The 24,110-nt window shown below is 72.1% G+C and carries 21 protein-coding genes and 1 pseudogene; 12 read left to right on the forward strand and 10 right to left on the reverse strand.

Features of this window, described 5'->3' with window-relative positions:
• Positions 1-9 precede the first annotated feature (9 nt).
• From ACZ7G3_RS11185 to ACZ7G3_RS11240, 12 genes and pseudogenes are all read left to right on the forward strand, one after another.
• Positions 10-945, forward strand: coding sequence for a carbohydrate ABC transporter permease (locus ACZ7G3_RS11185; RefSeq protein ID WP_426519262.1), 936 nt, complete (start codon positions 10-12; stop codon positions 943-945).
• Positions 942-1,841 carry a carbohydrate ABC transporter permease gene (locus tag ACZ7G3_RS11190; protein ID WP_426519264.1) on the forward strand — a complete coding sequence of 300 codons (900 nt, stop codon included), beginning with the start codon at positions 942-944 and terminating at the stop codon, positions 1,839-1,841. The genes ACZ7G3_RS11185 and ACZ7G3_RS11190 overlap by 4 nt, the downstream gene beginning before the upstream one ends.
• The gene (locus ACZ7G3_RS11195) at positions 1,838-2,050 is read left to right on the forward strand and encodes a hypothetical protein (RefSeq protein WP_470924828.1); all 213 of its coding nucleotides are present in this window, start codon (positions 1,838-1,840) and stop codon (positions 2,048-2,050) included. The genes ACZ7G3_RS11190 and ACZ7G3_RS11195 overlap by 4 nt, the downstream gene beginning before the upstream one ends.
• Positions 2,047-3,207 carry a Gfo/Idh/MocA family protein gene (locus ACZ7G3_RS11200; protein WP_470924830.1) on the forward strand — a complete coding sequence of 387 codons (1,161 nt, stop codon included), beginning with the start codon at positions 2,047-2,049 and terminating at the stop codon, positions 3,205-3,207. Before ACZ7G3_RS11195 ends, ACZ7G3_RS11200 begins: the two co-directional genes overlap by 4 nt.
• A complete protein-coding gene (locus ACZ7G3_RS11205; protein WP_470924831.1) occupies positions 3,204-4,049 on the forward strand; it encodes a DUF6807 domain-containing protein in 846 nt (281 codons plus the stop codon). The genes ACZ7G3_RS11200 and ACZ7G3_RS11205 overlap by 4 nt, the downstream gene beginning before the upstream one ends.
• Positions 4,046-5,563 (forward strand): glycoside hydrolase family 43 protein, encoded by a 1,518-nt coding sequence (locus ACZ7G3_RS11210; protein WP_470924832.1) that lies wholly within the window; start codon positions 4,046-4,048, stop codon positions 5,561-5,563. Before ACZ7G3_RS11205 ends, ACZ7G3_RS11210 begins: the two co-directional genes overlap by 4 nt.
• A 33-nt stretch (positions 5,564-5,596) precedes the next feature.
• Positions 5,597-6,640 (forward strand): annotated as a pseudogene (locus ACZ7G3_RS11215) (pectate lyase family protein); the annotation flags it as partial.
• A 145-nt stretch (positions 6,641-6,785) separates the two neighbouring features.
• The gene (locus tag ACZ7G3_RS11220; RefSeq protein ID WP_426599545.1) at positions 6,786-8,150 is read left to right on the forward strand and encodes an ABC transporter substrate-binding protein; all 1,365 of its coding nucleotides are present in this window, start codon (positions 6,786-6,788) and stop codon (positions 8,148-8,150) included.
• A gap of 148 nt (positions 8,151-8,298) precedes the next feature.
• The gene (locus tag ACZ7G3_RS11225) at positions 8,299-9,099 is read left to right on the forward strand and encodes a rhamnogalacturonan acetylesterase (RefSeq protein WP_470924834.1); all 801 of its coding nucleotides are present in this window, start codon (positions 8,299-8,301) and stop codon (positions 9,097-9,099) included.
• 36 nt (positions 9,100-9,135) lie between these two features.
• Positions 9,136-10,470, forward strand: a complete 1,335-nt coding sequence (locus tag ACZ7G3_RS11230; RefSeq protein ID WP_470924836.1) for a pectate lyase family protein — start codon at positions 9,136-9,138, stop codon at positions 10,468-10,470.
• A gap of 192 nt (positions 10,471-10,662) precedes the next feature.
• Positions 10,663-11,790, forward strand: a complete 1,128-nt coding sequence (locus tag ACZ7G3_RS11235) for a pectinesterase family protein (protein WP_426599542.1) — start codon at positions 10,663-10,665, stop codon at positions 11,788-11,790.
• Positions 11,774-12,874 carry a dienelactone hydrolase family protein gene (locus tag ACZ7G3_RS11240; protein ID WP_470924838.1) on the forward strand — a complete coding sequence of 367 codons (1,101 nt, stop codon included), beginning with the start codon at positions 11,774-11,776 and terminating at the stop codon, positions 12,872-12,874. The genes ACZ7G3_RS11235 and ACZ7G3_RS11240 overlap by 17 nt, the downstream gene beginning before the upstream one ends.
• Here ACZ7G3_RS11240 and ACZ7G3_RS11245 read toward each other — a convergent pair.
• From ACZ7G3_RS11245 to ACZ7G3_RS11290, 10 genes are all read right to left on the reverse strand, one after another.
• Positions 12,855-15,062, reverse strand: coding sequence for a glycoside hydrolase family 43 protein (locus ACZ7G3_RS11245; protein WP_470924839.1), 2,208 nt, complete (start codon positions 15,060-15,062; stop codon positions 12,855-12,857). The genes ACZ7G3_RS11240 and ACZ7G3_RS11245 overlap by 20 nt on opposite strands.
• A gap of 229 nt (positions 15,063-15,291) precedes the next feature.
• Positions 15,292-16,125 carry a pectate lyase gene (locus tag ACZ7G3_RS11250; protein ID WP_470924841.1) on the reverse strand — a complete coding sequence of 278 codons (834 nt, stop codon included), beginning with the start codon at positions 16,123-16,125 and terminating at the stop codon, positions 15,292-15,294.
• A gap of 86 nt (positions 16,126-16,211) precedes the next feature.
• On the reverse strand, positions 16,212-17,063 hold the full coding sequence (locus tag ACZ7G3_RS11255) for a hypothetical protein (RefSeq protein ID WP_470924843.1): 852 nt from the start codon (positions 17,061-17,063) through the stop codon (positions 16,212-16,214).
• Positions 17,060-17,626 carry a SigE family RNA polymerase sigma factor gene (locus ACZ7G3_RS11260; protein WP_426599537.1) on the reverse strand — a complete coding sequence of 189 codons (567 nt, stop codon included), beginning with the start codon at positions 17,624-17,626 and terminating at the stop codon, positions 17,060-17,062. Before ACZ7G3_RS11260 ends, ACZ7G3_RS11255 begins: the two co-directional genes overlap by 4 nt.
• Before the next feature lie 166 nt (positions 17,627-17,792).
• Positions 17,793-19,247, reverse strand: a complete 1,455-nt coding sequence (locus ACZ7G3_RS11265) for a peptidoglycan D,D-transpeptidase FtsI family protein (protein ID WP_470924845.1) — start codon at positions 19,245-19,247, stop codon at positions 17,793-17,795.
• Between the two features lie 65 nt (positions 19,248-19,312).
• A complete protein-coding gene (locus ACZ7G3_RS11270; RefSeq protein WP_470924847.1) occupies positions 19,313-19,975 on the reverse strand; it encodes a response regulator transcription factor in 663 nt (220 codons plus the stop codon).
• A 439-nt stretch (positions 19,976-20,414) separates the two neighbouring features.
• Entirely contained in the window at positions 20,415-21,674 is a 1,260-nt protein-coding gene (locus ACZ7G3_RS11275; RefSeq protein WP_470924848.1) for a sensor histidine kinase, read from the reverse strand.
• On the reverse strand, positions 21,671-22,675 hold the full coding sequence (locus tag ACZ7G3_RS11280; protein WP_470924850.1) for a hypothetical protein: 1,005 nt from the start codon (positions 22,673-22,675) through the stop codon (positions 21,671-21,673). Before ACZ7G3_RS11280 ends, ACZ7G3_RS11275 begins: the two co-directional genes overlap by 4 nt.
• A gap of 77 nt (positions 22,676-22,752) precedes the next feature.
• Positions 22,753-23,223 carry a GNAT family N-acetyltransferase gene (locus ACZ7G3_RS11285; RefSeq protein WP_426599532.1) on the reverse strand — a complete coding sequence of 157 codons (471 nt, stop codon included), beginning with the start codon at positions 23,221-23,223 and terminating at the stop codon, positions 22,753-22,755.
• Between the two features lie 3 nt (positions 23,224-23,226).
• On the reverse strand, positions 23,227-24,000 hold the full coding sequence (locus ACZ7G3_RS11290) for an IclR family transcriptional regulator (protein ID WP_470924852.1): 774 nt from the start codon (positions 23,998-24,000) through the stop codon (positions 23,227-23,229).
• Positions 24,001-24,110 lie beyond the last annotated feature (110 nt).

Below are 24,110 nucleotides of genomic sequence, written 5' to 3' on the forward strand. Positions count from 1 at the left end.
AGAACTGTCATGGCCCAAGCCGCAGCCGTGGCGAAACCGCCCGCGCCACCCCGGCGGCGCCGTGCCTCCGCCACGCCGCGCAGGCTCCCGTACCTGCTGATCGGACCGGCCGCCCTGCTGATGCTGGGCTTCATCGCCTACCCGGTCATCAGCGTCTTCTACTACAGCCTGCAGGAGTACAACCCCACCAAACCGTGGCGGAACGGCTACGCGGGCTTCGACAACTTCGTCAAGATCTTCACCGACGACCCCATCTTCTGGGACACCCTCGTCTTCAGCGCCAAGTGGGTTTTCGTCGAGGTCGGCCTGCAGCTGCTCTTCGGCCTGGCACTGGCGCTCATCGTCAACCAGACCTTCGTGGGCCGGGGCATCGGGCGAGCCCTGGTCTTCTCCCCGTGGGCCGTCTCCGGCGTGCTGACCTCCGCGATCTGGGTGCTGCTCTACAACTCCCAGACCGGCATCACCCGTTACCTCGCCGACATGGGCATCGGCGACTACGGCACCAGCTGGCTGTCGGACACCTCGACCGTGTTCTCCGCGGCCGTCGTCGCCGACCTGTGGCGCGGCGTCCCCTTCTTCGCCATCCTCATCCTCGCCGACCTCCAGTCCGTCTCGAAGGACCTGTACGAGGCCGCGGAGGTCGACGGGGCGAGCCGGTTCAAGCAGTTCTGGCACATCACGCTGCCCCACCTGAAGGACGCCATCATCCTGTCCACGCTGCTGCGCGCGGTGTGGGAGTTCAACAACGTGGACCTGCTCTACACCCTGACCGGCGGCGGACCCGCGGGAGTGACCACCACACTGCCGCTGTACATCGCCAACACCAGCGTCGACGCCCACGACTTCGGTTACGCGTCGGCCCTCACCACGGTCGCGTTCGTGATCCTGCTCTTCTGCTCGATCGTCTACCTGCGGCTGAGCAAGTTCGGAGGCGAGAACAAGTGATCACCAAGGAGGCCACCGCGCCCGCCCCCGTGCCCGCGCGGGCCGACCACGAACCACCGCGGCCGGCGAAGAAGCGCCGCCCCGCCTGGGACGAGGTCCCCCGCTGGCAGATCTACCTGCCGCTCGGCATCTACCTCGTCTTCACCCTGATCCCGTTCTACTGGATCCTGCTCTTCGCGCTGCGCCCGGCCGGCTCCACCTCGCTCGTGCCCTGGCCGATGACCTTCGACCACTTCGAGAAGGTGTGGACGGACCGCAGCTTCGGCACCTTCTTCGAGAACAGCGTGTACGTCGGGCTCGCCACCCTGGTGATGACGACACTCGTCGCCCTGGCCGGCGGCTACGCCCTCGCCCGGTTCGACTTCAAGATCAAGCGGGCCTTCATGCTCGCCCTGCTCTGCTCCCAGTTCGTGCCCGGCGCACTGCTGCTGGTCCCGCTCTTCGAGATCTTCGCCGAACTGCAGATGATCAACTCGCTCGGCAGCGTCATCATCGCCGAGACGGTCTTCCAACTGCCGCTGTCGATCATCCTGATCAGCAACTTCATCAAGAACGTGCCGTACTCCCTGGAGGAGGCCGCCTGGGTCGACGGCTGCGGACGGATGCGGGCCTTCCTGGTCGTCGTCCTGCCGCTGCTGCGGCCGGGCCTGATCGCCGTCGGCTCCTTCGCCTTCGTGCACTCCTGGAACCACTTCCTGTTCGCCCTGATGTTCCTCAACAACCAGGACAAGCAGACCATCCCGGTCGGCCTCAACACCCTGATGAGCGCGGACAGCGTCGACCTCGGCGCGCTCGCCGCCGGCGGCATCATCGCGGCCGTACCCGTGGTGCTCGTGTTCGCCTTCATCCAGAAGTGGCTGATCACCGGCTTCAGCGCGGGGGCGGTCAAGGGATGAGACTGCGTCAGGCGGCGGTGGCCGCCACCCGGCCGAGCCTGCTCCGCGTGCCGGCGCGGGCCGACGACCCGGGTGACACCGGGCACGAGGTCCGCGGCACCGGCCGGGCCCCCCACGGCATCGGCCGCGACCCCCTCGTCCCGGTCGAGGACACCGCCGCGGCCGACCGGGCGGTGGCGAGGGGCGCGGGCGCGGGGAGGCCGCGATGAGGACACCGCTGCCCGTCGTCCTGGCGGGCGCCCGCGGCCACGGCCGCTGGCACGTCGCCAACATCCGCCGCCTGGAGCGGGCGGGGCTGGTCCGGCTGGCCGGCATCTGCGAGCTGACGCCGCTGACCGAGGAGGAGGCCGGCGGGGAGCTCCCCGAGCAGTCCGCCGACTTCGGCGCCCTGCTCGACTCCACCGGTGCCCGGATCGCCGTGATCTGCACGCCGATCCCCACCCACACCGACCTCGCGCTGACCGCCGCCCGCCGGGGTGTGCACCTGCTGCTGGAGAAGCCCCCGGCACCGTCGTACGCCGAGTTCCGCCGGATGGCCGACGGGGTCGCCGAGGCCGGCGTCGCCTGCCAGGTCGGGTTCCAGTCGCTGGGCTCGCACGCCGTGCCGGCCATCCGCGACCTGGTCGCCGAGGGCGCGATCGGCGAGGTGGTGGGCATCGGCGGGGCCGGCGCCTGGGTGCGCGACGAGGCCTACTTCCGCCGTGCGCCCTGGTCGGGCCGGCGGCGCCTGAACGGCGTCGACGTGATCGACGGCGCGCTGACCAACCCCCTCGCGCACGCCGTCGCCACCGCCCTCGCGCTCGGCGACAGCAGCCGTGCCGAGGACGTCACCGGCATCGAGACCGAACTCAGCCACGCCAACGACATCGAGGCCGACGACACCTCCTGCGTACGCGTCACCACCACGCGCGGCCTGCGCGTCACCGTCGCCGCGACCCTGTGCGCGGAGCGGGCGGACGAGCCGTACGTCCTGCTGCACGGCAGCAGGGGACGCGTCACCTTCTGGTACAAGCAGGACCGCGTCCTGCTCCAGCGCGGCGGCCACGGCCCCGAGGAGTACCAGTACGGCCGCACCGACCTGCTGGAGAACCTGGTCGCCCACCTCACCACCGGCGCCGGCCTGCTGGTCCCGCCGGACGGGACGGGCGCCTTCATGCGGGTCGTCGAGGCGATCCGCCGGGCCCCCGACCCGGACCGGCTGCCCGACGCCGCCTGGCGCCACGTCCCCGGTGAGAACCGCCGCGTGGTCCCCGGCATCGACGGCCTGGTGGCCGCCGCCGCCGACACCCTCTCCCTCTACTCCGAACTGGGCGCGCCCTGGGCGCCGCGCACGGAGCACCCCCTGAACGAGGTGAGCACACGATGACCGGCAACGACTCCCCGGTGCTGCGCGTGGCGGGCCGCCCCGTCGGCCGGTACGTCACCCGGCCGGAACTGCCCGCCCGGCTCTCCCCGCGCCCCTGCCTCCACCCCGTCACCACCCTGGCCGGCACGGCCGTGACCGAGTTCAGCCCCGCCGACCACCTCCATCACCTCGGCGTCGGTGTCGCCGTTCCCGACGTCGAGGGGCACAACTTCTGGGGCGGGCGCACCTACGTCCGCGACCAGGGGCCGACCGAGCTCGACAACCACGGCGCCCAGCGGCACACCGCCTTCCAGCTCCGCGACCCCGACGGCTTCGTCGAGGAGCTGCGCTGGGTCGCCGCCGGCACCGAGCTGCTGCGCGAGCGCCGCACCGTCGCCGCCACCGGACTCACCGCCGCGGCCTGGGCGCTGGACTTCACCTTCTCCCTCACCAACGTCACCGCGGACCCGCTCACCATCGGCAGCCCCGCCACCAACGGGCGCCCCGGCGCGGCCTACGGCGGCTTCTTCTGGCGCGCCCGCAAGGAGAGCGCGGCCCCCCGGGTCTTCACCGCCGGCCGCGAGGGCGAGCGGGACGTGCACGGCAGCCGCGCCGACTGGCTCGCCCTCACCGGCGACACGTGGTCGCTGGTGTTCGCCGGGGCCACGGAGGAGACCCGGCGCGACCCCTGGTTCGTCCGCACCGAGGAGTACCCGGGGGTGGGTTCCTCCCTGGCCCACGACGAACGGCTGGCTCTCGCCCCGGGCGGCACCGTCGTCCGCCGGATCGTCACCGTCGTCGCCGACGGCCGCCTCGACGCCGACGGCGCCGCCACCCTCGTACGAAAGGCGGTGAGCCCGTGACCCCCGAGACCGCGCGCACGTACACCAACCCCGTCCTGAACGCCGACTGGTCCGACCCGGACGTCGTCCGCGTCGGCGACGACTTCTACCTGACCGCCTCCAGCTTCGGCCGCGTTCCCGGCCTGCCGCTCCTGCACTCCCGCGACCTGGTCAACTGGACCCTGGTCGGGCACGCCCTGCCCCGCCTGGAACCGGCGGAGGCGTTCGCGACGCCCCGCCACGACTGCGGCGTCTGGGCCCCGTCCCTGCGCCACCACGCGGGCCGCTTCTGGATCTTCTGGGGCGACCCCGACCACGGGATCTTCCAGGTCAACGCCCCCGACATCCGGGGCCCGTGGACCGCGCCCCACCTGGTGAAGGCCGGCAAGGGCCTGATCGACCCCTGCCCCCTGTGGGACGACGAGACCGGCGAGGCGTACCTCGTGCACGCCTGGGCCAGGTCCCGCTCCGGGATCAAGAACCGGCTCACCGGCCACCGCATGCACCCCGACGGCACCGGCCTCCTCGACGAGGGCAAGGTGATCGTCGACGCCGACCGCCTCCCCGGCTGGTTCACCCTGGAGGGGCCCAAGCTCTACAAGCACGACGGCTGGTTCTGGATCCTGGCACCCGCCGGGGGAGTGGAGACCGGCTGGCAGGGAGCCTTCCGCTCCCGCGGCTTCTTCGGGCCGTACGAGGAGAAGGTCGTCCTCGAGCAGAAGGACACCGACGTCAACGGCCCCCACCAGGGCGGCTGGGTGCGCACGGCGACCGGCGAGGACTGGTTCCTGCACTTCCAGCAGCGCGGGGCGTACGGGCGGGTGGTCCACCTCCAGCCGATGAGGTGGGGTGCGGACCGCTGGCCGGTACTGGGCGACGACGGCGCCCCGGTCGCCGAGCACCCGCGCCCCGGCCTGCCGCCGCAGCCGCCCGCCGCGCCCGCGACCGACGACGACTTCCCCGGCGGACGGTTCGGCCGCCAGTGGTCGTGGACGGCCAACCCCCGCGACGGCTGGGCCACCCAGCACACCGGGGACGGGCTCCGGCTCGCCTGTGTACGCTCGGCCGACGCGCACGACCTGCGCAGACTGCCGAACGTGCTCACCCAGCGGCTGCCCGGCGACCCCGCGGTCATCGAGGTGGAGCTGCGCCTGGACGCCGGGGAACCGGGCGCGCGGGCCGGTCTCGCGGTGCTCGGCGACGCCTACCGCTGGATCGGGCTCCAGCGGGGCGCGGACGGGACCGTGCACCTGGTGCACCGGTTCGCCGAGTCGGTGGCCGAGACCGAGCGGGACGCCGACCACCCCCGCCCCGTACCCGGGGGACGGGTAAGGCTGCGGGTCGAGGCCGGTGCCGGGGCCCGCTGCCGGTTCTCCTACGACCTCGGCGACGGCCCGCGCCCCACCGGCCAGGAGTTCGCCGCCACCCCCTGGCGCTGGGTCGGTGCCCTGCTCGGCCTGTTCGCGCTCGCACCCGCCGGCCAGGGACACGCCGGCGCGGCCACCTTCACGCACTTCCGGATCGGACCCCAGTAACCCCCCTCACCCGTACGCCCGTTGGGAGCCGCAATGACGCACTTCCGTCGCAAGCGCTTGCCGGGATCCGGCAGGATCCTGGCCTCCGTCCTCGGTCTGGTCGCCGCCCTGGCCCTCGGAACGGCCGGGGAGGTCCAGGCCGCCCCGGCCGGGGAGACGGGGACGCCTCGCCCCACCGGCCGGGCGCACGGCTTCGCCTCCCTCGCCGGCGGCACCACCGGCGGCGCGGGCGGCGAGGTCGTCACCGTCACGGACCAGGCCGCGCTGGCGAAGTACGCGGCGGCCGAGGAGCCGTACGTCATCCGGGTGGCGGGCACCATCGCCGTCGCGCCCTTCGGCTCGGACATCGTGGTCGGCTCCGACAAGACGATCATCGGCGTCGGCGACACCGGCGAGATCGTCCACGGCGAGCTGCACCTGAACCCCGGCACGCACAACGTGATCATCCGCAACCTGACGATCCGCGGCAGCTACGTCGAGGGCGACTGGGACGGCAAGACCACCGACTTCGACGCCATCCAGATGGACTCCGTCCACCACGTCTGGATCGACCACAACCGCCTCACGCACATGGGCGACGGACTGCTCGACATCCGCAAGGACAGCGAGTACGTCACCGTCTCCTACAACCGGTTCGAGAACCACAACAAGGCGCTCGGCATCGGCTGGACGGACAACGTCCGCACCCAGATCACCATCGACCACAACTGGTTCACCGGCACCAAGCAGCGCAACCCGTCCGCGGACAACTGCGCCTACGCCCACCTGTACAACAACTACCTCTCCGCCCAGGTCGACGACGGCGACCCGCAGTGGACGTACGGGAACTGGGCGCGCGGCGCGACCCGGATGGTCATCGAGAACAGCTACTACGACGGTGTCCAGCACCCCCACCAGGCGGACGCCACCGCGGAACTGGTGCAGCGCGGATCGATCCTGAAGGACACGACCGGCCGGCACGACGCGTGGGGCGACGCCTTCGAACCGGGCGACTTCTACGACTACCGGCTCGACCCGGCGGCCGCCGTTCCGGCCCTGGTCAAGCGCTTCTCCGGGCCGCAGAAGCACCTCGGCACGCACTGAACCACGCACCGGCCCGTGTACCGGCCCATGTACCGGTCCACGCACTGCACCGGGCCACCCACTGACCCCCCCACGTGTTCAGCACGTTTCACCGCACCGTTCCACCGCACCGTTGGATCCAGAAGAAGAGAGCCGACCAATGAAGATCAGCAATCGCAGCAGCAGAAGCACAGGCGGGCGCCGGGCATCCGCCGCCGTAGCTCTGGGGGCCGTGCTCGCGCTGACCGCCACCGCCTGCGGTGACGACGGCAGCGGGGCGGGCGGCGACAAGGGCGCCGAGGGCAGCGGCACGGGGAAGATCGTCTTCTGGGACAACAACGGCGGTATCCGTACGGCCGTCTGGAAGGAGATCATCGCCGACTTCGAGAAGGCGAACCCGGACATCGACGTGGAGTACGTCGGGATCGCCGCCACCGAGTACCAGTCCAAGGTCGACACCGCCATCCAGGGCGGCGGCCTGCCGGACGTCGGCGGTGTCGGCGCGGCGATGCTCGCCGGGTTCTCGGCCCAGAAGGCCCTGGAGCCGCTGGACGACCGGCTCGCCAAGTCCTCGCTGAACGGCAAGCTCAACAAGGACATGGTCGAGTCCCTGAAGGCGGCCGGCGGTGGCGACGGCACGCTGTACTCGGTGCCGACCTCCGCGAACAACGGCGTCCTCTACTACCGCACCGACCTGTTCGAGAAGGCCGGGCTGGACGCGCCGACGACGTGGGACAAGTTCTACGAGGCCGCCGAGAAGCTGACCAACGAGGACAAGAACGAGTTCGGCTACACCATCCGCGGCGGCTCCGGCTCCATAGCCCAGGCGCTCGACGCGATGTACGGGCAGTCCGGCATCACCTCGTTCTGGGACGCCGGCAAGAAGAAGACCACGGTCAACGACCCGAAGAACGTCGAGGCGCTGGAGAAGTACGCGGCCCTCTACAAGAAGGTCACGCCGGCCGCCGACGTCAACAACGACTTCGCCAAGATGACCGCCCAGTGGGACACCGGCACGATCGGCATGCTGAACCACAACCTGGGCTCCTACCAGGACCACGTGAAGGCGCTCGGCGTCGAGAAGTTCCGCGGCATCCCGCAGCCGGTCGGCGCCTCCGGCAAGCGGGTGCAGGTGTCCAACCCGGTCGACGGGCTCGGCGTGTTCAAGAGCTCCAAGAACAAGGAGGCCGCCTGGAAGTTCATCGAGTTCGCCACCTCGCCCGAGCAGAACTCGAGGTTCAACGAGTCGGCCGGGCAGGTGCCGTCGAACACCGAGGCCTCGAAGGACGCGTGGATCCAGAAGGCCGAGCCCACCAAGCTGGCGGCCGAGGCGCTGAACGACGGGTCCACGACCATCGTCCAGCTGCCGTACTACCTGCCGGACTGGAACACGCTGTCCAAGTCGGAGAGTGAGCCGCAGTTCCAGAAGGTGCTGCTCGGGGAGATGAGCGCGAAGGACTTCCTGGACTCTCTGGCCGACAAGCTGAACGAGGCGCAGACCGAGTGGACGGAGCAGATGGGCTGACCGTCCTGTGCTGGAAATCGCCGTGGGGCGGTCTGCGGTGTGCGGGCCGCAGGCCGTCCCTGGCTGGTCGCGCCCGCGCGGCCGAGCCGACAGGGATGCAGCCCCGCGCCCCTGGCCGGCCCTCTCGCCTCTGCTGAAAGGTGTGCCGATGTCCGTCACCCGAAGACAGGTCACTACCGCAGCCCTTGCCTCCCTCCCCCTGGCGTTCGCCGCCACCGGTACCGCGCAGGCCGGCGGACGCCGCCCCCGCACCCTCTACATCGCCGGCGACTCCACCGCCGCGCAGAAGTACGCCGACGCCGCGCCCGAGACGGGGTGGGGGATGGCGCTGCCGTTCTTCCTCCGCAAGGACCTCCGCGTCGCCAACCACGCCGTGAACGGGCGGAGCTCCAAGAGCTTCGTCGACGAAGGACGGCTCGACGCCGTCCTCGACGCGATCCGGCCGGGCGACTTCCTGCTCGTCCAGTTCGCGCACAACGACGAGAAGCAGGCCGACCCCACCCGTTACACCGAGCCGTGGACGACGTACCAGGACCACCTGCGGCTGTACGTCGACGGGGCCCGGGCCCGCGGGGCGCGGCCGGTGCTGGCCACACCCGTGGAGCGGCGGCGGTTCGACGCCGCGGGCGACGCGGTGCCCAGTCACGGGGAGTACCCGGCGGCGATGCGGGCGCTCGCGCGGGAGGAGGGCGTGGCGCTGCTCGACGCGCAGGCGCTGTCGCTCGCGCTGTGGCAGCGGCTCGGCGGGGAGGGGACCAAGGCGTACTTCAACTGGACCGCCACCGAGCAGGACAACACCCACTTCAACCCGCCCGGCGCGATCGCGGTCGCCCGGCTCGTCGCGCGGGAGCTGCTGCGCACGCGGGTGCTGGCGCGCCGGGACGTGCGCCGGCTGGACGAGGAGATCCCCGAGTCCTGGATCAGCTGGCCGGCGCCGGCCACCGCGTAACACCACCTCCACCCCCGAGAAAGGGAGAGCCGCACCATGAGCACACGCAGATGGCATGGGCATGCCATGGGTAGAGCCGCCGCGCTCGCCGGCTGCACCGCCCTCGTGCTGAGCCTGACCGCCGCCACCGCGCAGGCCCGCCCCGACCACCACCGCCCCCGCGACACCGCCCGGCAGACGCTGCCGGCGAACGACGGCTGGGCCTCCCACGGCACCGGCACCACCGGCGGGTCCGCCGCCGACGCGGAACACGTGTACACCGTCACCACCTGGGCCGAGTTCAAGGCCGCCCTCGCCGCCGACGGCGACGCCCCGAGGATCATCAAGGTGAAGGGCACGATCGACGCCGTCTCCGAGGGCTGCGAGGCCTTCGCCGTGCCCGGCTACGACTTCGACGCCTACCTGGAGAAGTACTCCCCCGAGAACTGGGGCCTGGAGACCGACCTGAGCGACGAGCCCGACGCCAGCCCCGAGGGCCTGCGCCGCGCCTCCGCCGCCCGGCAGGACCAGGCCATCAAGGCGAACATCCCCGCCGACACCACGATCATCGGCGTCGGGCGGAACGCCGGCATCAAGGGCGCCAGCCTGCAGATCAAGGGCGTCGACAACGTCATCGTCCGCAACCTGACGCTCGAGAGCCCCGTGGACTGCTTCCCGCAGTGGGACCCCACGGACGGCGACAAGGGCAACTGGAACTCCGAGTACGACAGCGCCGTCGTCCACGGGTCGACGCACGTCTGGCTGGACCACAACACGTTCACCGACGGCGAGCACCCCGACAGCGAGGCGCCCACCTACTTCGGCATGCTGTACCAGCAGCACGACGGCCAGCTCGACATCGTGAAGGGCGCCGACCACGTCACCGCCTCCTGGAACGTCTTCACCGAGCACGACAAGACGATCCTGATCGGCAACAGCGACAGCGAGTCCACCGCCGCCGGTGACCGCGGGCACCTCAGGACGACCTTCCACCACAACCTCTTCAAGGGCCTCGTCGAGCGCGCGCCCCGGGTGCGGTTCGGGCAGGTCGACGTCTACAACAACCACTTCGTGGCCGGCGAGGACTACGCCTACAGCTTCGGCGTCGGCAAGGAGTCCCAGCTCGTCGCCGAGCACAACGCCTTCACCCTGCCGGACGGCGTCGGCCCCGAGAAGGTGCTGAAGCGGTGGAACGACTCGCCGCTCACCGCCGCGCACAACCGCGTCAACGGCCGGAGCGTCGACCTGATCGCCGCGCACAACGCGGCGAACCCGGACGCGCCGCTGCGCTCCGGCGCGGGCTGGACGCCCACCCTGCGCACCAAGGTCCTCCCGGCCTGGGCGGTCCCCTTCGTCGTCGGCCACGGCGCGGGCGCCGGCCGCCTGCGCTGACACCCCCCGAACCGAGGGCCGGGGCGCCCGCACCGCCCCGGCCCTCTCCGCACCGCAACACACCCGCACCCGCAACACACCCGCACCGCATACGCCCCCGCAACGCGCGCACACGCGTACCGAAACGCCCCCGCAACGCACGCACCCGCAACGCACGCGCCCCCGCAACCGCGCACCCGAAGGAGCACCGGCATGCACCGACCCGCCCTGTCCCGCAGAGGCTTCCTCCTGACGACCGCCGGCGCGGGCGCCGCCCTCGGCCTCGCGGCCGGCCCCGCCGCCGCCGGCACCCGGCCGCGCCCGCGGCCCTTCGGCAGGTACGGCTCACCGGCCGCCCGCCGCACCCCGAAGACCCTGTACGTCGACCCGCACGGCCGCGGCGACTTCACCTCCGTCCAGGCCGCCGTGACCGCCGCCGAGGGCCCCGGCTGGACGCTCGTCCTCGCCCCCGGCACCTACCGCGAGACGGTCTCCGTGGACGCCGACCGCACCGGGGCGACCTGGATCGGCGCGGGTGCGGACCCGCGCGACGTCGTCATCGTCTTCGACAACGCGGCAGGAACGCCCAAGCCCGACGGCTCCGGCACCCACGGCACCAGTGGATCCGCCACCACCACCGTGCGCGCCGACGGCTTCACGGCCCACCGGATCACCTTCGCCAACGACTGGCTGCGCGCCGACCACCCCGACTTCACCGGCACCCAGGCCGTCGCGATCAAGGTCCAGGGCGACCGCTCGGCGTTCCACCACTGCCGCTTCCTCGGCCACCAGGACACCCTCTACGCCGACAGCCGCGACCTCGGCCACTTCGCCCGCCAGTACTACGCCCACTGCTACGTCGAGGGCGACGTCGACTTCGTCTTCGGCCGGGCGACGGCCGTGTACGAGCGCTGCCACTTCCGCACCCTGGTCCGCACCGACCTGTCCGGCGCCCCCTACGGTTTCGTGTTCGCCCCGTCCACGGCGGGCGCCAACCCGCGCGGCTACCTCGTCACGCGCGGCCGGATCAGCAGCGAGGCCCCCGACGGCTACTACAAGCTGGCCCGCCCCTGGGTGCCCAGCTCCGACACCACCGCCCGCCCGATGCTCACCGTGCGCGAGACCCACCTCGGCGCGGGCATCGACGCGGTCGCTCCCTACGCCAACATGCGGGACGCCCACCCCTGGCAGGAGCAGCGGTTCCGGGAGTACCGCAACACCGGCCCCGGCGCCGCGGTCACCGTCCCGGAGAACCGGCCCCGGCTCACCCGCGCCGAGGCCGCGTCGCACACCCGGGAGGCGTACCTCGGCGACTGGCGGCCGTATGACCGCCGCCGGTGACCCGCCCGACGGCACGGCCGCTGCGCTGCCCGGGTTCCACCCGGCGCTCAAGGACGAGCTGACCTTCCCGCTCGCCTGGGGCACCTCGCCGGTACGGGACTTCGAGGCGTGGCGGCGCACCGCCCGCGCCACCGTGGAGGCCCACCTCCTCGTCGACCGGCAGGACGACACCCCCTACGCCCCCGAGTTCACCGCCCGCGACGACGGCGAGGGGTACACGCGGGAGCTGGTCACTCTCTCCCTCACCCGCTACGGACGGGTCCGCGGCGCCCTGCTCACCCCGCACGGCGCCGGGCCCTTCCCGGCCGTGCTGCTCCTGCACGACCACGGCTCCCGCTTCGACATCGGCAAGGAGAAACTGGTCCGGCCCTGGTACGACGACACCCGGCTCGCCGCCGCCGACGACTGGGCGGACCGGCACTTCGACGGGCGCTTCCCCGGCGACGAACTGGCCCGACGCGGCTACGTCGTGTTCTGCGCCGACGCCCTGGGCTGGGGCGACCGCGAACCGCTCACCTACGAGCGGCAGCAGGCCCTCGCGAGCAACCTCTTCCACCTCGGCAGTTCGCTGGCCGGGCTGCTGGCCCGCGAGGACCAGCGCGCCGCGGGCTTCCTGGCCGGCCTCGACCGCGTGGACGCCCGCCGGGTCGCGGCGGCCGGCTTCTCCATGGGCGGCTACCGCGCCTGGCAGACCGCCGCCCTCAGCGACGACGTCGCCGCCGCGGTGAGCGTGTGCTGGATGACCGGCCTGAAGGGGATGCTGGTGCCCGGCAACAACACCCTGCGCGGGCAGTCCGCGTTCCACATGCTGCACCCCGGGCTCGCCCGCCACCTCGACCTGCCCGACGTGGCGAGCATCACCGCACCGAAGCCGATGCTGTTCCTCGGCGGTGGACAGGACCCCCTGTTCACCGCCGAGGGCGTCCGCACCGCCTACGCCCGGCTGCGCGCCGTCTGGCACTCCCGCGGCGCCGCCGGCCGGTTGCGTACGGAGACCTGGCCGGACGTGGGGCACGCCTTCCCGCGGCGTATGCAGGACGAGGCGTTCGCCTGGCTGGAGTCGGTCACCGCCGCACCGGACTGACCGACCCGAGGGTCGGCACCACCGGCTCGATCGTGCCGTCCGCCGCGAAGCGCAGCCGGTCGACCGTGGTCTCCCGGTGCGTGCCGTCCCCGCCGGGCCTGCCGGGGCCGTTCAGGGCGAACCGGTGGTAGACGATGTACCAGTCGTCGGTGCCGGGGGCGTTGACCACGGAGTGGTGGCCGGTGCCGAGGATGCCGTACTCCGGGCGCTTGGACAGGATCGTGCCCCGCTTCGTCCACGGGCCGAGCGGGGTCGGGCCGGTCGCGTAGGCGACGTGGTAGTTCTCGCTGCGGGTGTCGTCCTCGGACCACATGAAGTAGTAGGTCCCGTCGCGCTTCACCACGAAGGACCCCTCACGGAAGTCGTCCGGGGTGATGTCCTGCACGCGCGTCGCGTCGAACGACACCATGTCGTCGTTCAGCGGGGTGACGTAGCCGCGCCCGTTGCCCCAGTACAGGTACGACGTGCCGTCGTCGTCCGTGAAGACGGCCGGGTCGATCATCTGGCCTTCGAACCGCCCCTTCGCGACCAGCGGTTCGCCGAGCGCCTCCGTGAAGGGGCCGGCCGGGGAGTCGGCCACGGCGACGCCGATCTGCTGCTCCGCGCTGAAGTAGAGGTAGTACTTGCCGCCGCGCTCGGCGATCGCCGGCGCCCAGGCGTTCTTGTCGGCCCAGCTCACGTCCGGCCCCAGGTCGAGGACGACGCCGTGGTCCTTCCAGTGGACCAGGTCCTTGGAGGAGAACGCCTTGAACCGCGTGCCGCTCCAGCCGGGGAAGCCGTCCGTCGTCGGGTAGATCCAGTACCGGCCGTCCATGTACCGCACGTCGGGGTCCGCGTACAGGCCGGGCAGGACCGGGCTGCGGGTGGGCACCGCCTCCACCGTCCAGGTGCGCTTCGTGCCGTCGGCGGCCGTCACCGTGTACGTCTGCGGCCTGCGGAAGTCGCGGCGCGTACCGGGCCTCGGGGTGACCGTCGCGCCCTCGCCGACGTACAGCCTCGGCGCGAGGTCGCGCAGGTTGGCGCGGGGTTCCATCGGCAGGACGACCTTGCCCGTCTCCTCGCTGACGACGGCCCAGCCCTTCTGTCCGCGTGCCGTGGCGTCCACGACCGAGGCGGGGCTCGCGGGGTAGGCGGCCAGCAGCCGGTCGTACTCCGCCCGCGTCACCGGGATCACCGTGCCGTGCCGGGGGCTGGCGGGCAGCTGGTAGTCGGTCGACGGCGTCCACTCGCCCGAGTCGAGGTCGGTGGTCTCGAAGGGGAGGTAGCCCCGGCCGCCGTACTCGTCGACGAACAGGTACCACTTCTCCTCGGTGTTGGACTTGAACACCGTCGGCCCCTCGCCGCGGTCCATCGCGCCCCGGCCGATGCAGTCGGAGACGAAGTCGTACGAGGTGTCGGTCAGCGAAGCCGACTTCTCGCCGGTGATGAACTTCGAGCAGGGCGAGCCGGAGGACGGGTCGCGCTCGTCCTTGGTGTAGCGGTAGTACGTGCCGTCGTGCTCGACGACCGTGGAGTCGATGACCGAGTAGCCCGGGTCGTTCCAGACCTTCGGCTCGCTGAAGGTGCGGAAGTCCTTCGTGGTCGCGTACAGCATCTTGTTGTACGTCGAGCCGGTGTGGTCCGGGTCGTCGTCGGCGTAGAGCTTCGACGCCCAGAAGACCACGTACGCGTCGAGCTCGTCGTCCCAGTAGGCCTCGGGCGCCCAGGTGTTGCCCGCGTTGTCCGGGGAGACCTTCACCAGGCGCTGGTCGGTCCAGTGGACCAGGTCGGTGGACTCCCAGACCATGATCGACTTGCTGCCGTGCCGCTGGACCTCGTCCCAGCTGCCGCTGCTGCCCCGGTACATGCGCAGGTCGGTGGCGATCATGTAGAACCTGTCGCCCTCGGGGGAGCGGATCACGAACGGGTCGCGCAGGCCCTGCTCGCCGATCGTGGAGGTCAGCACGGGCTTGCCCGCGTTCAGTTCGCGCCAGTGCAGGGCGTCGTTGCCGCGGCTGAGGGCGTAGCGGATCTGCTCGCCGTCGGCGGTCCCCTCGCCGGTGAAGTAGGCGAAGAGGTAACCGGCGTAGGGGGTCTTCTGCACGGGTGGCGCTCCCGGGTGTGCGGTGCCCGGCGGGGCGGCGAGCAGGGCGAGGAGGAGGGCGAGGAAGGGGACCAGGAGCGTGCGACGGGCGGTGTGACGGCGCATGACACTTCCTGTGGGAGTCTGAGGGTTTCTGTTGGATGGCGTGCCCTCGGAGTGTCACCAGTGCGCGTCGGGGCGTCAACGGGACGGCAGTGCCCGAAAGTTTCGGGACGGACGGGGAACGCCCCCGCCGGTCGTCACCGGCGGGGGCGTTCGACGGGCCGGCCGAGGGGGGCTCGGACGGCGCGCACCGGCCCGGGGGGCGGGCCGGTGGTCCTGACGGCTCGGACGGTTACTTGTAGCTGATGTCCGAAGCGGTGAAGTCGCACGTCTTGCCGTACGGGCCGGCGGGGGAGAGCTTCTTGGGCTCCTTGCCGCTGCTGTTGCCCTCGAAGCGGACGCAGGTCTCCATCTTCTTCTTGCCGTCACCGTGGATGCGGACGTTGCGCAGGGCCGCCGTGTCGCCGTAGTTCTGGTTGATGCCGACGATCGACTTGCCGGGCGCGGTGATGTCCACGTCGTTGATGATGATGGTGCGCTTGTACTGCTTCTTGCAGTTGCCGCAGGAGCGCACCAGCTTGCCGAAGTTCTCGACCCGGAACTTCGAGACGACGAGCTTGCCGGCGCCGTTGAACTGGAGCACCTTGTCGTCGGCGTTCTTCGCGCCGCCGCCGTACACCGTGTACACCGCCGAGGGCGAGGTGCCCTTGAAGCTGGCGGCGTCCTCGCCGACGTCCAGCCACCACACGTTCTGCAGCGTGCAGGAGCCCTTGCAGTGGACGCCGTCGGCGGCGGGGGTGCCGATGATGACGTTCTTCAGCGTGGCACCGTCCGCCAGCTCGAAGACCGGGTCCTGGCCCTCTTCCTGGCCGTCGCCGCCCAGGTCGCCGGTGCCGTAGAACTTCTTCATCCCGCCGTCGTACGTCCCCTTGACCGGGATCGTCGACGAGACGGGCTTGCTGCCGGTGTCCTCGGGCCAGGACGACGCGGCACCCGCGGTGGACAGCATCGTCGTGGTGACGATCGCCGCTCCGGTGAGGCCGAACGCAGCGGTTCCGGCGATCACCGCCCGCCGCTTGGTGATCCGGCGGCGGTGGCGGACGCGCTGTTCAGCTCGTGCAGTCATGCCCATGTTCCTTGCGTGGGGAGAGGATCTTTACGCTTCCTGGTCGCCACCGGTGCGGAATGGGTTGCCGCGTCTTCGGATCTTTTTCACGAACCGTCGTCGCGGGGTGCGAAGTCGCCCTTCACCGAGAGCCGTTCGGACCCGGCGGTGGCCGTCGCGGAGTAGTGGTCGCCGCGCGCGTCCCGGCCGCCGTGCTCGTGGTTGTACTGGCCGGCGAACACCCACTCGCCCGCCGGGACCGTCCGGCCCTCCTTGAGCGTCCACCGGTGGACGAGGAAACCGTCCCGCTCCTCGAGCGTGAGCGTGAAGTCGTCCTCCGGCAGCGACCGCCAGGCGCCGGTGGAGGTGACACCGCCGGTCTGCGCCACCCTGAGCTCGACGGTGAGCGCGGTCAGCGGCTCACCGGTCTTCAGGGTGACGTTGCTCTGTGCCCAGAAGTCGTTGCTGTGCGGGTCCACCGAGCCGTCCGACCACAGCGGGCCGTCCTCGACGCCGGAGGCGGGCGGCCGGGCCGTTTCGCTGCCGGTCGGCGGCCCGGAGGACGCGGGGGTCTCCGGGGCCGTCGGCTCGGGCGGGGCGGTCGGCGTCGGGTCGGCCGGCGGGGCGGGCGTCCGGCTCGTGGCGGCGTCCGGTGACGGCGCGGGGGTCGGAGAGGCGGTGACCGAGCGCTGCGGGGGAGCGTCGTCCTTCACCGCCGACGCGACCGCGTATCCGCCGACCGCGAGGACTCCCGCCACCGCGGCCGTGGCACCGGCCACCCGCGCCCAGCCCAGCAGCGGCGGACGCGCCGCCCGGTGCTGCCCGGGGCGGTCCTGGCCCTGGCCTGCCATGCCGCGCTCGACCCGGGCCAGGATGCGCGCCCGGTCGGGCTCATGTGCCCCGGCCGCCTCGTGCAACCGGGTGCGCAGCTCCTCGTCCCGGTCCAGCTGCCCGGTCATCGGTTCCTTCCCGCGGCCTCACCACTGCGCGCGACCGCCGCGTGCACCTGTTTCTGAGCTTCCCGTGTGCCGAGCAACCGCTGCAGTTCGGCCATTCCCTTCGACGTCTGGCTCTTCACCGTACCCACCGAGACGCCCAGGGCGAGCGCCGTGTCCTTCTCGGAGAGGTCGAACGCGTGCCGCAGCACGACACATGCCCGCTTGCGGAACGGCAGCCGGCGCAGCGCCTCCTGGACGTCCACCACACCCGCGACGTCCGGGTTCTCCGTCTTCTCCTCGCGCTGCGACCAGAACAGGGCGATCCGTCTGCGCTCGCGCACGGCGGTGCGGATGCGGGTGCGGGCGAGGTTGGCGACGACACCGCGCGCGTACGCCGCCGGATGGTCGGCCGCGCGGACCCGGTCCCAGCGGTGCCACAGGGCCAGCAGGGCGTCCGCGGCGAGGTCGTCGGCGGCGTCCGGCTCGCCCGTCAGCAGGTGGGCGAGCCGGGAGAGTTCGGCGTAGTGGCGCTCGAAGAAGGCGTGGAACTCCACGGAGGCGGCGTCGTCGACGACTGTCTCCACAGGCGGACTCTCCTCGCAGCGGCTTCCCCGGCGTCGAACAGCCGTGCGCCGGGCGGGAATCCGGAACTGTAGCAGCGTCCGACGTACCGACCGTACGGTGAGCCGAACGCCGTATGACGGAGCGAACCCCGCCGGGGGTCCGTCGGCCTGGTCCGAACGACACCCCCTAGCTCTTCAGCGCCGCCTCCATCATCGCCTTGGCCACCGGGGCCGCCAGGCCGTTGCCGCTGACCTCGGAGCGGGCCGCGTCGGACTGCTCGATGATGACCGCCACGGCGACCTCCTCGTCCGACGAGTCGGACTTGGCGTACGACGTGAACCAGGCGTACGGGGTCTTGCTGTTGTTCTCGCCGTGCTGGGCCGTGCCCGTCTTGCCGCCCACGGTCGCGCCGGAGATCTGCGCGTTCGACCCGGTGCCCTTCTCGACGACGGTCTCCATCGCCGACTGCAGCTGCTCGGCGGTGGCGGAGCTGACGATCCGCTTCGAGTCCGCGTCGCCGTAGTCCTCCAGGACGTCACCGCCGCTGTCGGTGATCTGCGACACCATGTGCGGGGAGACCAGCTCGCCGCCGTTGGCGAGGGCCGCCGACACCATCGCCATCTGCAGCGGGGTCGCCGTCACGTCGAACTGGCCGATGCCGGTCAGGGCCGTCGACGACTTGTTCATGTCCTTCGGGAACACGCTGGTGTAGGCCCGCACCGGCACGTCCTGCGTCTCGTCGTTGAAGCCGAACCTCTCGGCCGTCGCCCGCAGCTCGTCCTGACCGAGGTCGACGGCCATCTTCGCGAAGACGTTGTTGCACGAGTACTGCAGCGCGGTGCGGATCGTGGCGTTCTCGCAGGGCGCGTTCGGGTTCTCGTTCGTCAGGTCGGTCACGGTGCCCGGCAGCGTGTACGGGTCCGGGCTGTCGGTCCGCTCGTCCACCGACCCGTACAGCCCGTCCTCCAGCGCGGCGGCGGCCACGACCAGTTTGAACGTCGAGCCCGGCGGCAACGGCTGGCGCAGCGCGCGGTTGGTCAGCGGCTTGTCCGGGTCGCCGGTGAGCTTCTCCCACGCCTCGCCGGCGGTGTTGGCGTCGGTCAGCGAGCCCGGGTCGTACGACGGGGTCGACACGACCGACAGGATCCGGCCCGTCCTCGGGTCGATCGCGACGGCGGCGCCCTTCGTCCCGCCCAGCGCATCGAGCCCTGCCTTCTGCACGTCCGGGTCGATCGTCGTGACCACGTTGCCCGGCTCGGCCCGGGTGCCGGTGACGGTGTCCATCACCGTCTTCAGCCGCGGGTCGGTGCCGTTGAGCAGGTCCTGGTAGATGCCCTCCAGCTGCGTCGGCGCGTACGCCTGTGAGGCGTAGCCCGTCACCGCCGCGTACAGGCTGCCTTCCTCGTACGTGCGCTTGTAGGCGAGGTCACTCCCCTCCGTCCGCGCCGAGCCGGTGACCGACCGGCCGGCCACGATGATGTTCCCGAGCGGCTCCGCGTACGTCTCGATCGCGTTGCGCCGGTTTTCCTTGTCGTCCGCGAGTGCCCGGCCGTCGTAGAACTGCACCCAGGTCGCCCTGATCAGCAGAGCGAACACCAGGAGCAGCGTGAAGACCGATGCACGCCTGATCGTCTTGTTCATCCCGGTGACAGGACGAACGGGCGGGAGCGAATCGTTCCCATGCGCCCTGCTTTCTCATCTTCCGTTCATGAAGCCGGCTTCGTGAAGCCCGCCTCGTAGGCCCGGATCACCGCCTGGGTGCGGTCCCGGGTGCCGGTCTTGGCCAGCACCGACGCGACATGGGTCTTCACCGTGGCCGGCCCCACCCGCATGCGCTCGGCGATCTCCGCGTTGGTCAGCCCGGTCGCCATCAGGCGCAGCACCTCGCCCTCGCGGTCGGTGAGCCGGGCCACCCAGGCGGGCGGGGCGGGGTTCGCACGGGCGTGCTCGGCCGCCAGCCCCCGCACCGCCGACGGGAACAGCAGCGTGTCGCTGCGCGCCACCAGCCGTACGGCCTGGACGAGCGTGTCGGCGTCGGCGCGCTTGAGCAGGAAGCCGGCGGCCCCGGCGCGCAGGGCGTCGTAGACGTAGGAGTCGTTCTCGAAGGTGGTCACGACCACGATGCGGGGCGGTTCGGCGAGCGTGGCGAGGATCTGCTCGGTGGCGCGGATGCCGTCGACCTCGGGCATGCGGACGTCCATCAGGACCACGTCCGGCCGGGTCTGCCGCACGACGGAGACGGCCTCGGCCCCGGTGGCGGCCTCACCGGCGACCTCCAGGTCCGCTTCCGCGGAGAGGATGGCGCGCAGGGCGGTGCGCACCATGCGTTCGTCGTCGGCGAGGACGATCCGGATCGGCGGGCGGGTCATGGGGTCCTCCGCGGGTGGGTCGTGCGGGATCGTTTCGGGTGGGGTGCTCGGGTTCTTCGGGTGGGTCGTGCGGGATCGTTTCGGGTGGGGTGCTCGGGTTCTTCGGGTGGGTCGTGCGGGATCGTTCGGGCGGGGCGTTCGGGTTCTTCGGACGGTGCGTGCGGTTTCGTGCGGCTTGTGCGGCAGGGGTGCCCGGTCCCGCACCGGCAGGCCGTGCGGCCTCCTCCGGGTGGGACGCCCGGCCTCCCGCCGGCGGGCCGGCCCTCCACGGGGGCTGCGGGACGATGCTCCACGGACGGGCCGCGGGCCGGCCCTTCACAGGGCTGCGGGACGTTCCTCCGCAAGGCGCGGGGAACGATGTCCCACGGGCGGGCCGCGGACCGGTCTTCCCCGGGCGGGCCACCGGTGGCGGGCGGGGCGCCCGGTCCTGTCCGGCCGGTCACGCGCCGCCCCTCAGCGGCAGCCGCACGTGGAGCCGCCACACCCCCTCGACGGCGCCCGCCTCGGCCGCGCCGCCCAGCAGGCGGGCCCGGTCGGCGATGCCGCGCAGGCCGTGCCCACCGGCGGGGCGCGGGGCGCGGGCCTCGCCGGTCCCGCCGAGGGGGTTCTCGACGGTGATCCGCAGGTGATCGTCCAACACATCGACGCGCAGCGCCACGGCGACCCGCCCGCCCGCGTGCTTGAGCGCGTTGCTCAGCCCCTCCTGAACGATGCGGTACGCCTCGCGGGAGACCAGCGGCGGAAGCGCACCGGGGTCGGCGGCGACGGTGGCCGTCACCCGCAGTCCGCCCGCACGGACGCGGCGCAGCAGGCCGTCGAGGTCGGCGGCGAGCGTCGGCGCCGGCGCGGTGCCGGGCGCGTCGCCGTCCCGCAGCACCCCCAGTACGGCGTCGAGTTCACCGACGGTGCGGCGGGTGGTGTCCTCGATCGCGGCGAGGGCCTCGCGGACGAACTCCGGGTCGGTGTCCAGGACCCGGCGGGCCGCGCTCGCCTGGAGGGTGACCGCGCTGAGGGCGTGGCCGACGGAGTCGTGCAGCTCGCGCGCGAGCCGGTTGCGGACGGCGAGGTCGGCGGCGCGGGCCTCGGCCGCCGCGACGCGGTCCTCGGGGGACGCGCCGAGCAGCGCGGGCGCCCAGCGGGCCAGCAGCGTGCCGCAGGCGGCGGCGCATCCGGCGAGCGCGACCAGCATCGCGGCACCCGCGACCGGCGCGAGCGCGAGCGCCCAGGAGTGGTGGAGGACACCGGGCGGCTCCGCCCAGTCCTCGCGCAGCGCGGGCACGAACGGCAGCGCGACCAGCGCCACCGCGAAGGGCGGCACCGTGAGGGACATCCCGGCGATGATCCCGCCGAAGCCGAGGTGCAGCGTGAACCAGGCCGCCGTACGCCCCTTCTCGCCCGTCGTCCGGGCGGGTCCGAAGGCGAGCCGGTCCGCTTCGACGCCGCACAGCCACCGCACGACGCCGGACTCCAGGGGGCGGGTCAGCGGGAACAGCGAGGTGACGGCCGCGAGCGGCAACCCGAGGGCGAACGAGGCCAGTTGCAGGGAGAAGGAGCCGAAGACGTTCGTGACCCCGGTGGCCGGGCCGACGACGACCGAGCCGACGAGGACGTACGGCATGGCGAGCGCGCCGCCGAGGATCAGATGGATCCACCGCAGGCGCGCCCGCCGGCCGAACAGGAACCGGGCGAGTGCGGTCACGGCCGCGTGCGGGCCGTCGCCGACCGCCGGGCGAGGAAATGGGCGTCGACTGAGGCGAGGAGGAGGCCGACGATCATCTGGCCAGCGTAGGCGAGCGTCATCAGCCGTGTCGGGCTGTCGGCGGAATCACCGGCCGGCAGCAGCGTGGCGAGCAGGACCCAGCCGCCCCAGCAGGCCGCGGCGCCGGAACAGACCCACGTCGCGGCGAGGGGCACCGTGACCGGCAGGGCGGGGGCTCGGCGGAAGGCGAGCAGCAGGGTGCCGGTGACCGCCGCCGCCAGGAACGCGACGTGCATGCCTTCCAGCGCCTGGAAGCCACTGATGCGGTCCGCGGCACCGAGTCCCGCCGTGCCGCCGCACGCCCAGTACGCCCGGACGGCGAGCGGGAACGACGCGAGGACCGCCCCGGCCAGGGCGACGGCCTTGTACGGCGTCCCGACGACGCCGGCCGGCAGCTCCCACACCCGCCCGCGCCACAGATGACCCCAGCGGTCACGTGCGTAGGACACGAACAGCGCCCCGAGGGCGAGTCCCTGCACGATGAACCCGGTGTACACGACCCCGAACACCCATGCGTCGAGGAAGGGCTCGCGCCCCTGGCCGGACGCCGTCGCGGTGCCGCCGCCGAGCGCCCGGGTGAGGAGCTGCAGCGGGAACCCGGCCATGATCGGCGCGAGCAGCCCCCCGGCGACCCACACGGGGAACGCCAGCAGCCACGCGGGCACCCGTAGGCCCCACGGCCGGGTCAGCACCAGGACCAGCACGATCACACAGCTGTCCAGCAGCAGGGTGAGCCCGTTGGCCAGGGCCATGGTGACCCGGTGGTCCAGCAGGACGCTGCCGTCCGGTATCCCGACCCGACTCCCCGCGATCCAGGCGACCTTGAGCCCGAGATAGGGCAGGCAGGAGAGCACGGCCACGGCGCGCAGGAGCCGGCGGGCCCGGGTGGTACCGGGCGCCGGGGCGGGGATGGCCCCTCGGGATGCGAGCGTCTGCGTCATGCCTCCACGCTCCCGCGCGGACGCCCCGGGCACGTCCTGCGCACCGACGATCCGCCTCCGCCGCGCGGCGGAGCGGGTCAGTCCGCGAGGTGGAGCACGAGCTCGTCGATCTCCTCGCCCCGGGCCCGGGCGAACCCGCGGGCCCGGGCACTCGTCTCGAAGCCGCACTTCTCCAGCACGCGCCGCGAACCGTCGTTGTCGGCCGCCGTCCGCGCGTACAGCGGGCGGTCCTTCACCTCGGCGAGCAGCGCCCGCAGCGCCGCGGTGGCCACCCCCCGCCCCCAGTACGCCCGGTCGACCCAGTACGTCACCTCGCGCTCGCCCGGCTCCCCGTACACCGCCGCGCTGCCGATGACGTCACCGTCGCCGAGGATGGTCCGCACGACGTCGGAGGACGCGCGGATCTTCGCCCAGTGGGCCTCGAAGGCGTCCCGGTCGGCGGGATCCTCCGGGGTGAAGGCCGCCATGCGCAGGGCCTCCGGGTCGTTCATCTGCCGGAAGAAGACGGGCAGGTCGCTGTCGTGTACCTCGCGCAGAGCGATGTGCATGGCTCAGAGCCTACGCGTGGCCAGCATCAGCCGGTCCCGCGCGTCGAACAGCGCGTCCTTCACCATCTGTTCGTGGGCGGGCGTCAGCCGCGCCACCGGCACCGAGCAGCTGATCGCGTCCCGGGCGGGCGTCCGGTAGGGGACCGCGACGCCGAAGCAGCGCAGCCCCAGCGTGTTCTCCTCGCGGTCCACGGCGAAGCCCTGCTCCCGCACCTGGTGGAGCTCCTCGATGAGCTTCTCCCGGTCGGTGATCGTGTGCTCGGTCAGCGCGGGCAGCGTCTCCGGGAGCATCTTGCGGACCTGCTCGTCGCCGTACGTGCTCAGCAGCGCCTTGCCCAGCGACGTCGAGTGCGCGGGCAGCCGGCGGCCGACCCGGGTGAACGGCCGCAGGTAGTGCTGCGACTGGCGGGTGGCCAGGTAGACGACGTTCGTGCCGTCCAGCCGCGCCAGGTGGATGGTCTCCGTGGTGTCGTCGGAGAGCCGGTCCAGCGTCGGCCGCGCCGCCGCGACCACCTCGTCGCCGTCGATGTACGACGTGCCGACCAGCAGCGCCCGCACGCCGATGCCGTACCGCGTGCCGGTCGCGTCGGTCTCCACCCAGCCCAGCTCGACCAGTGTGCGCAGCAGCATGTAGAGGCTGGACTTGGGATAGCCGACGGCCTCCTGGACCGACGCGAGGGAGTGCATACCGGGGCGTCCGGCGAAGTACTCGAGCAGTTCAACCGTCCGTACGGCGGACTTGACCTGCGCTCCGCCTCCCGTCTCGCCAGTCGACATCGCCCTTGACCCCTTCGTTCGACGAGAAGCTGAAGATATAGTCTCCAACAGCATATTCATCATCAGAGACAGCGTTCAGTATATCGAACGAGTCCGATGCGCAGCACGTC

It is taken from the genome of Streptomyces sp. NPDC037271, assembly GCF_055603605.1.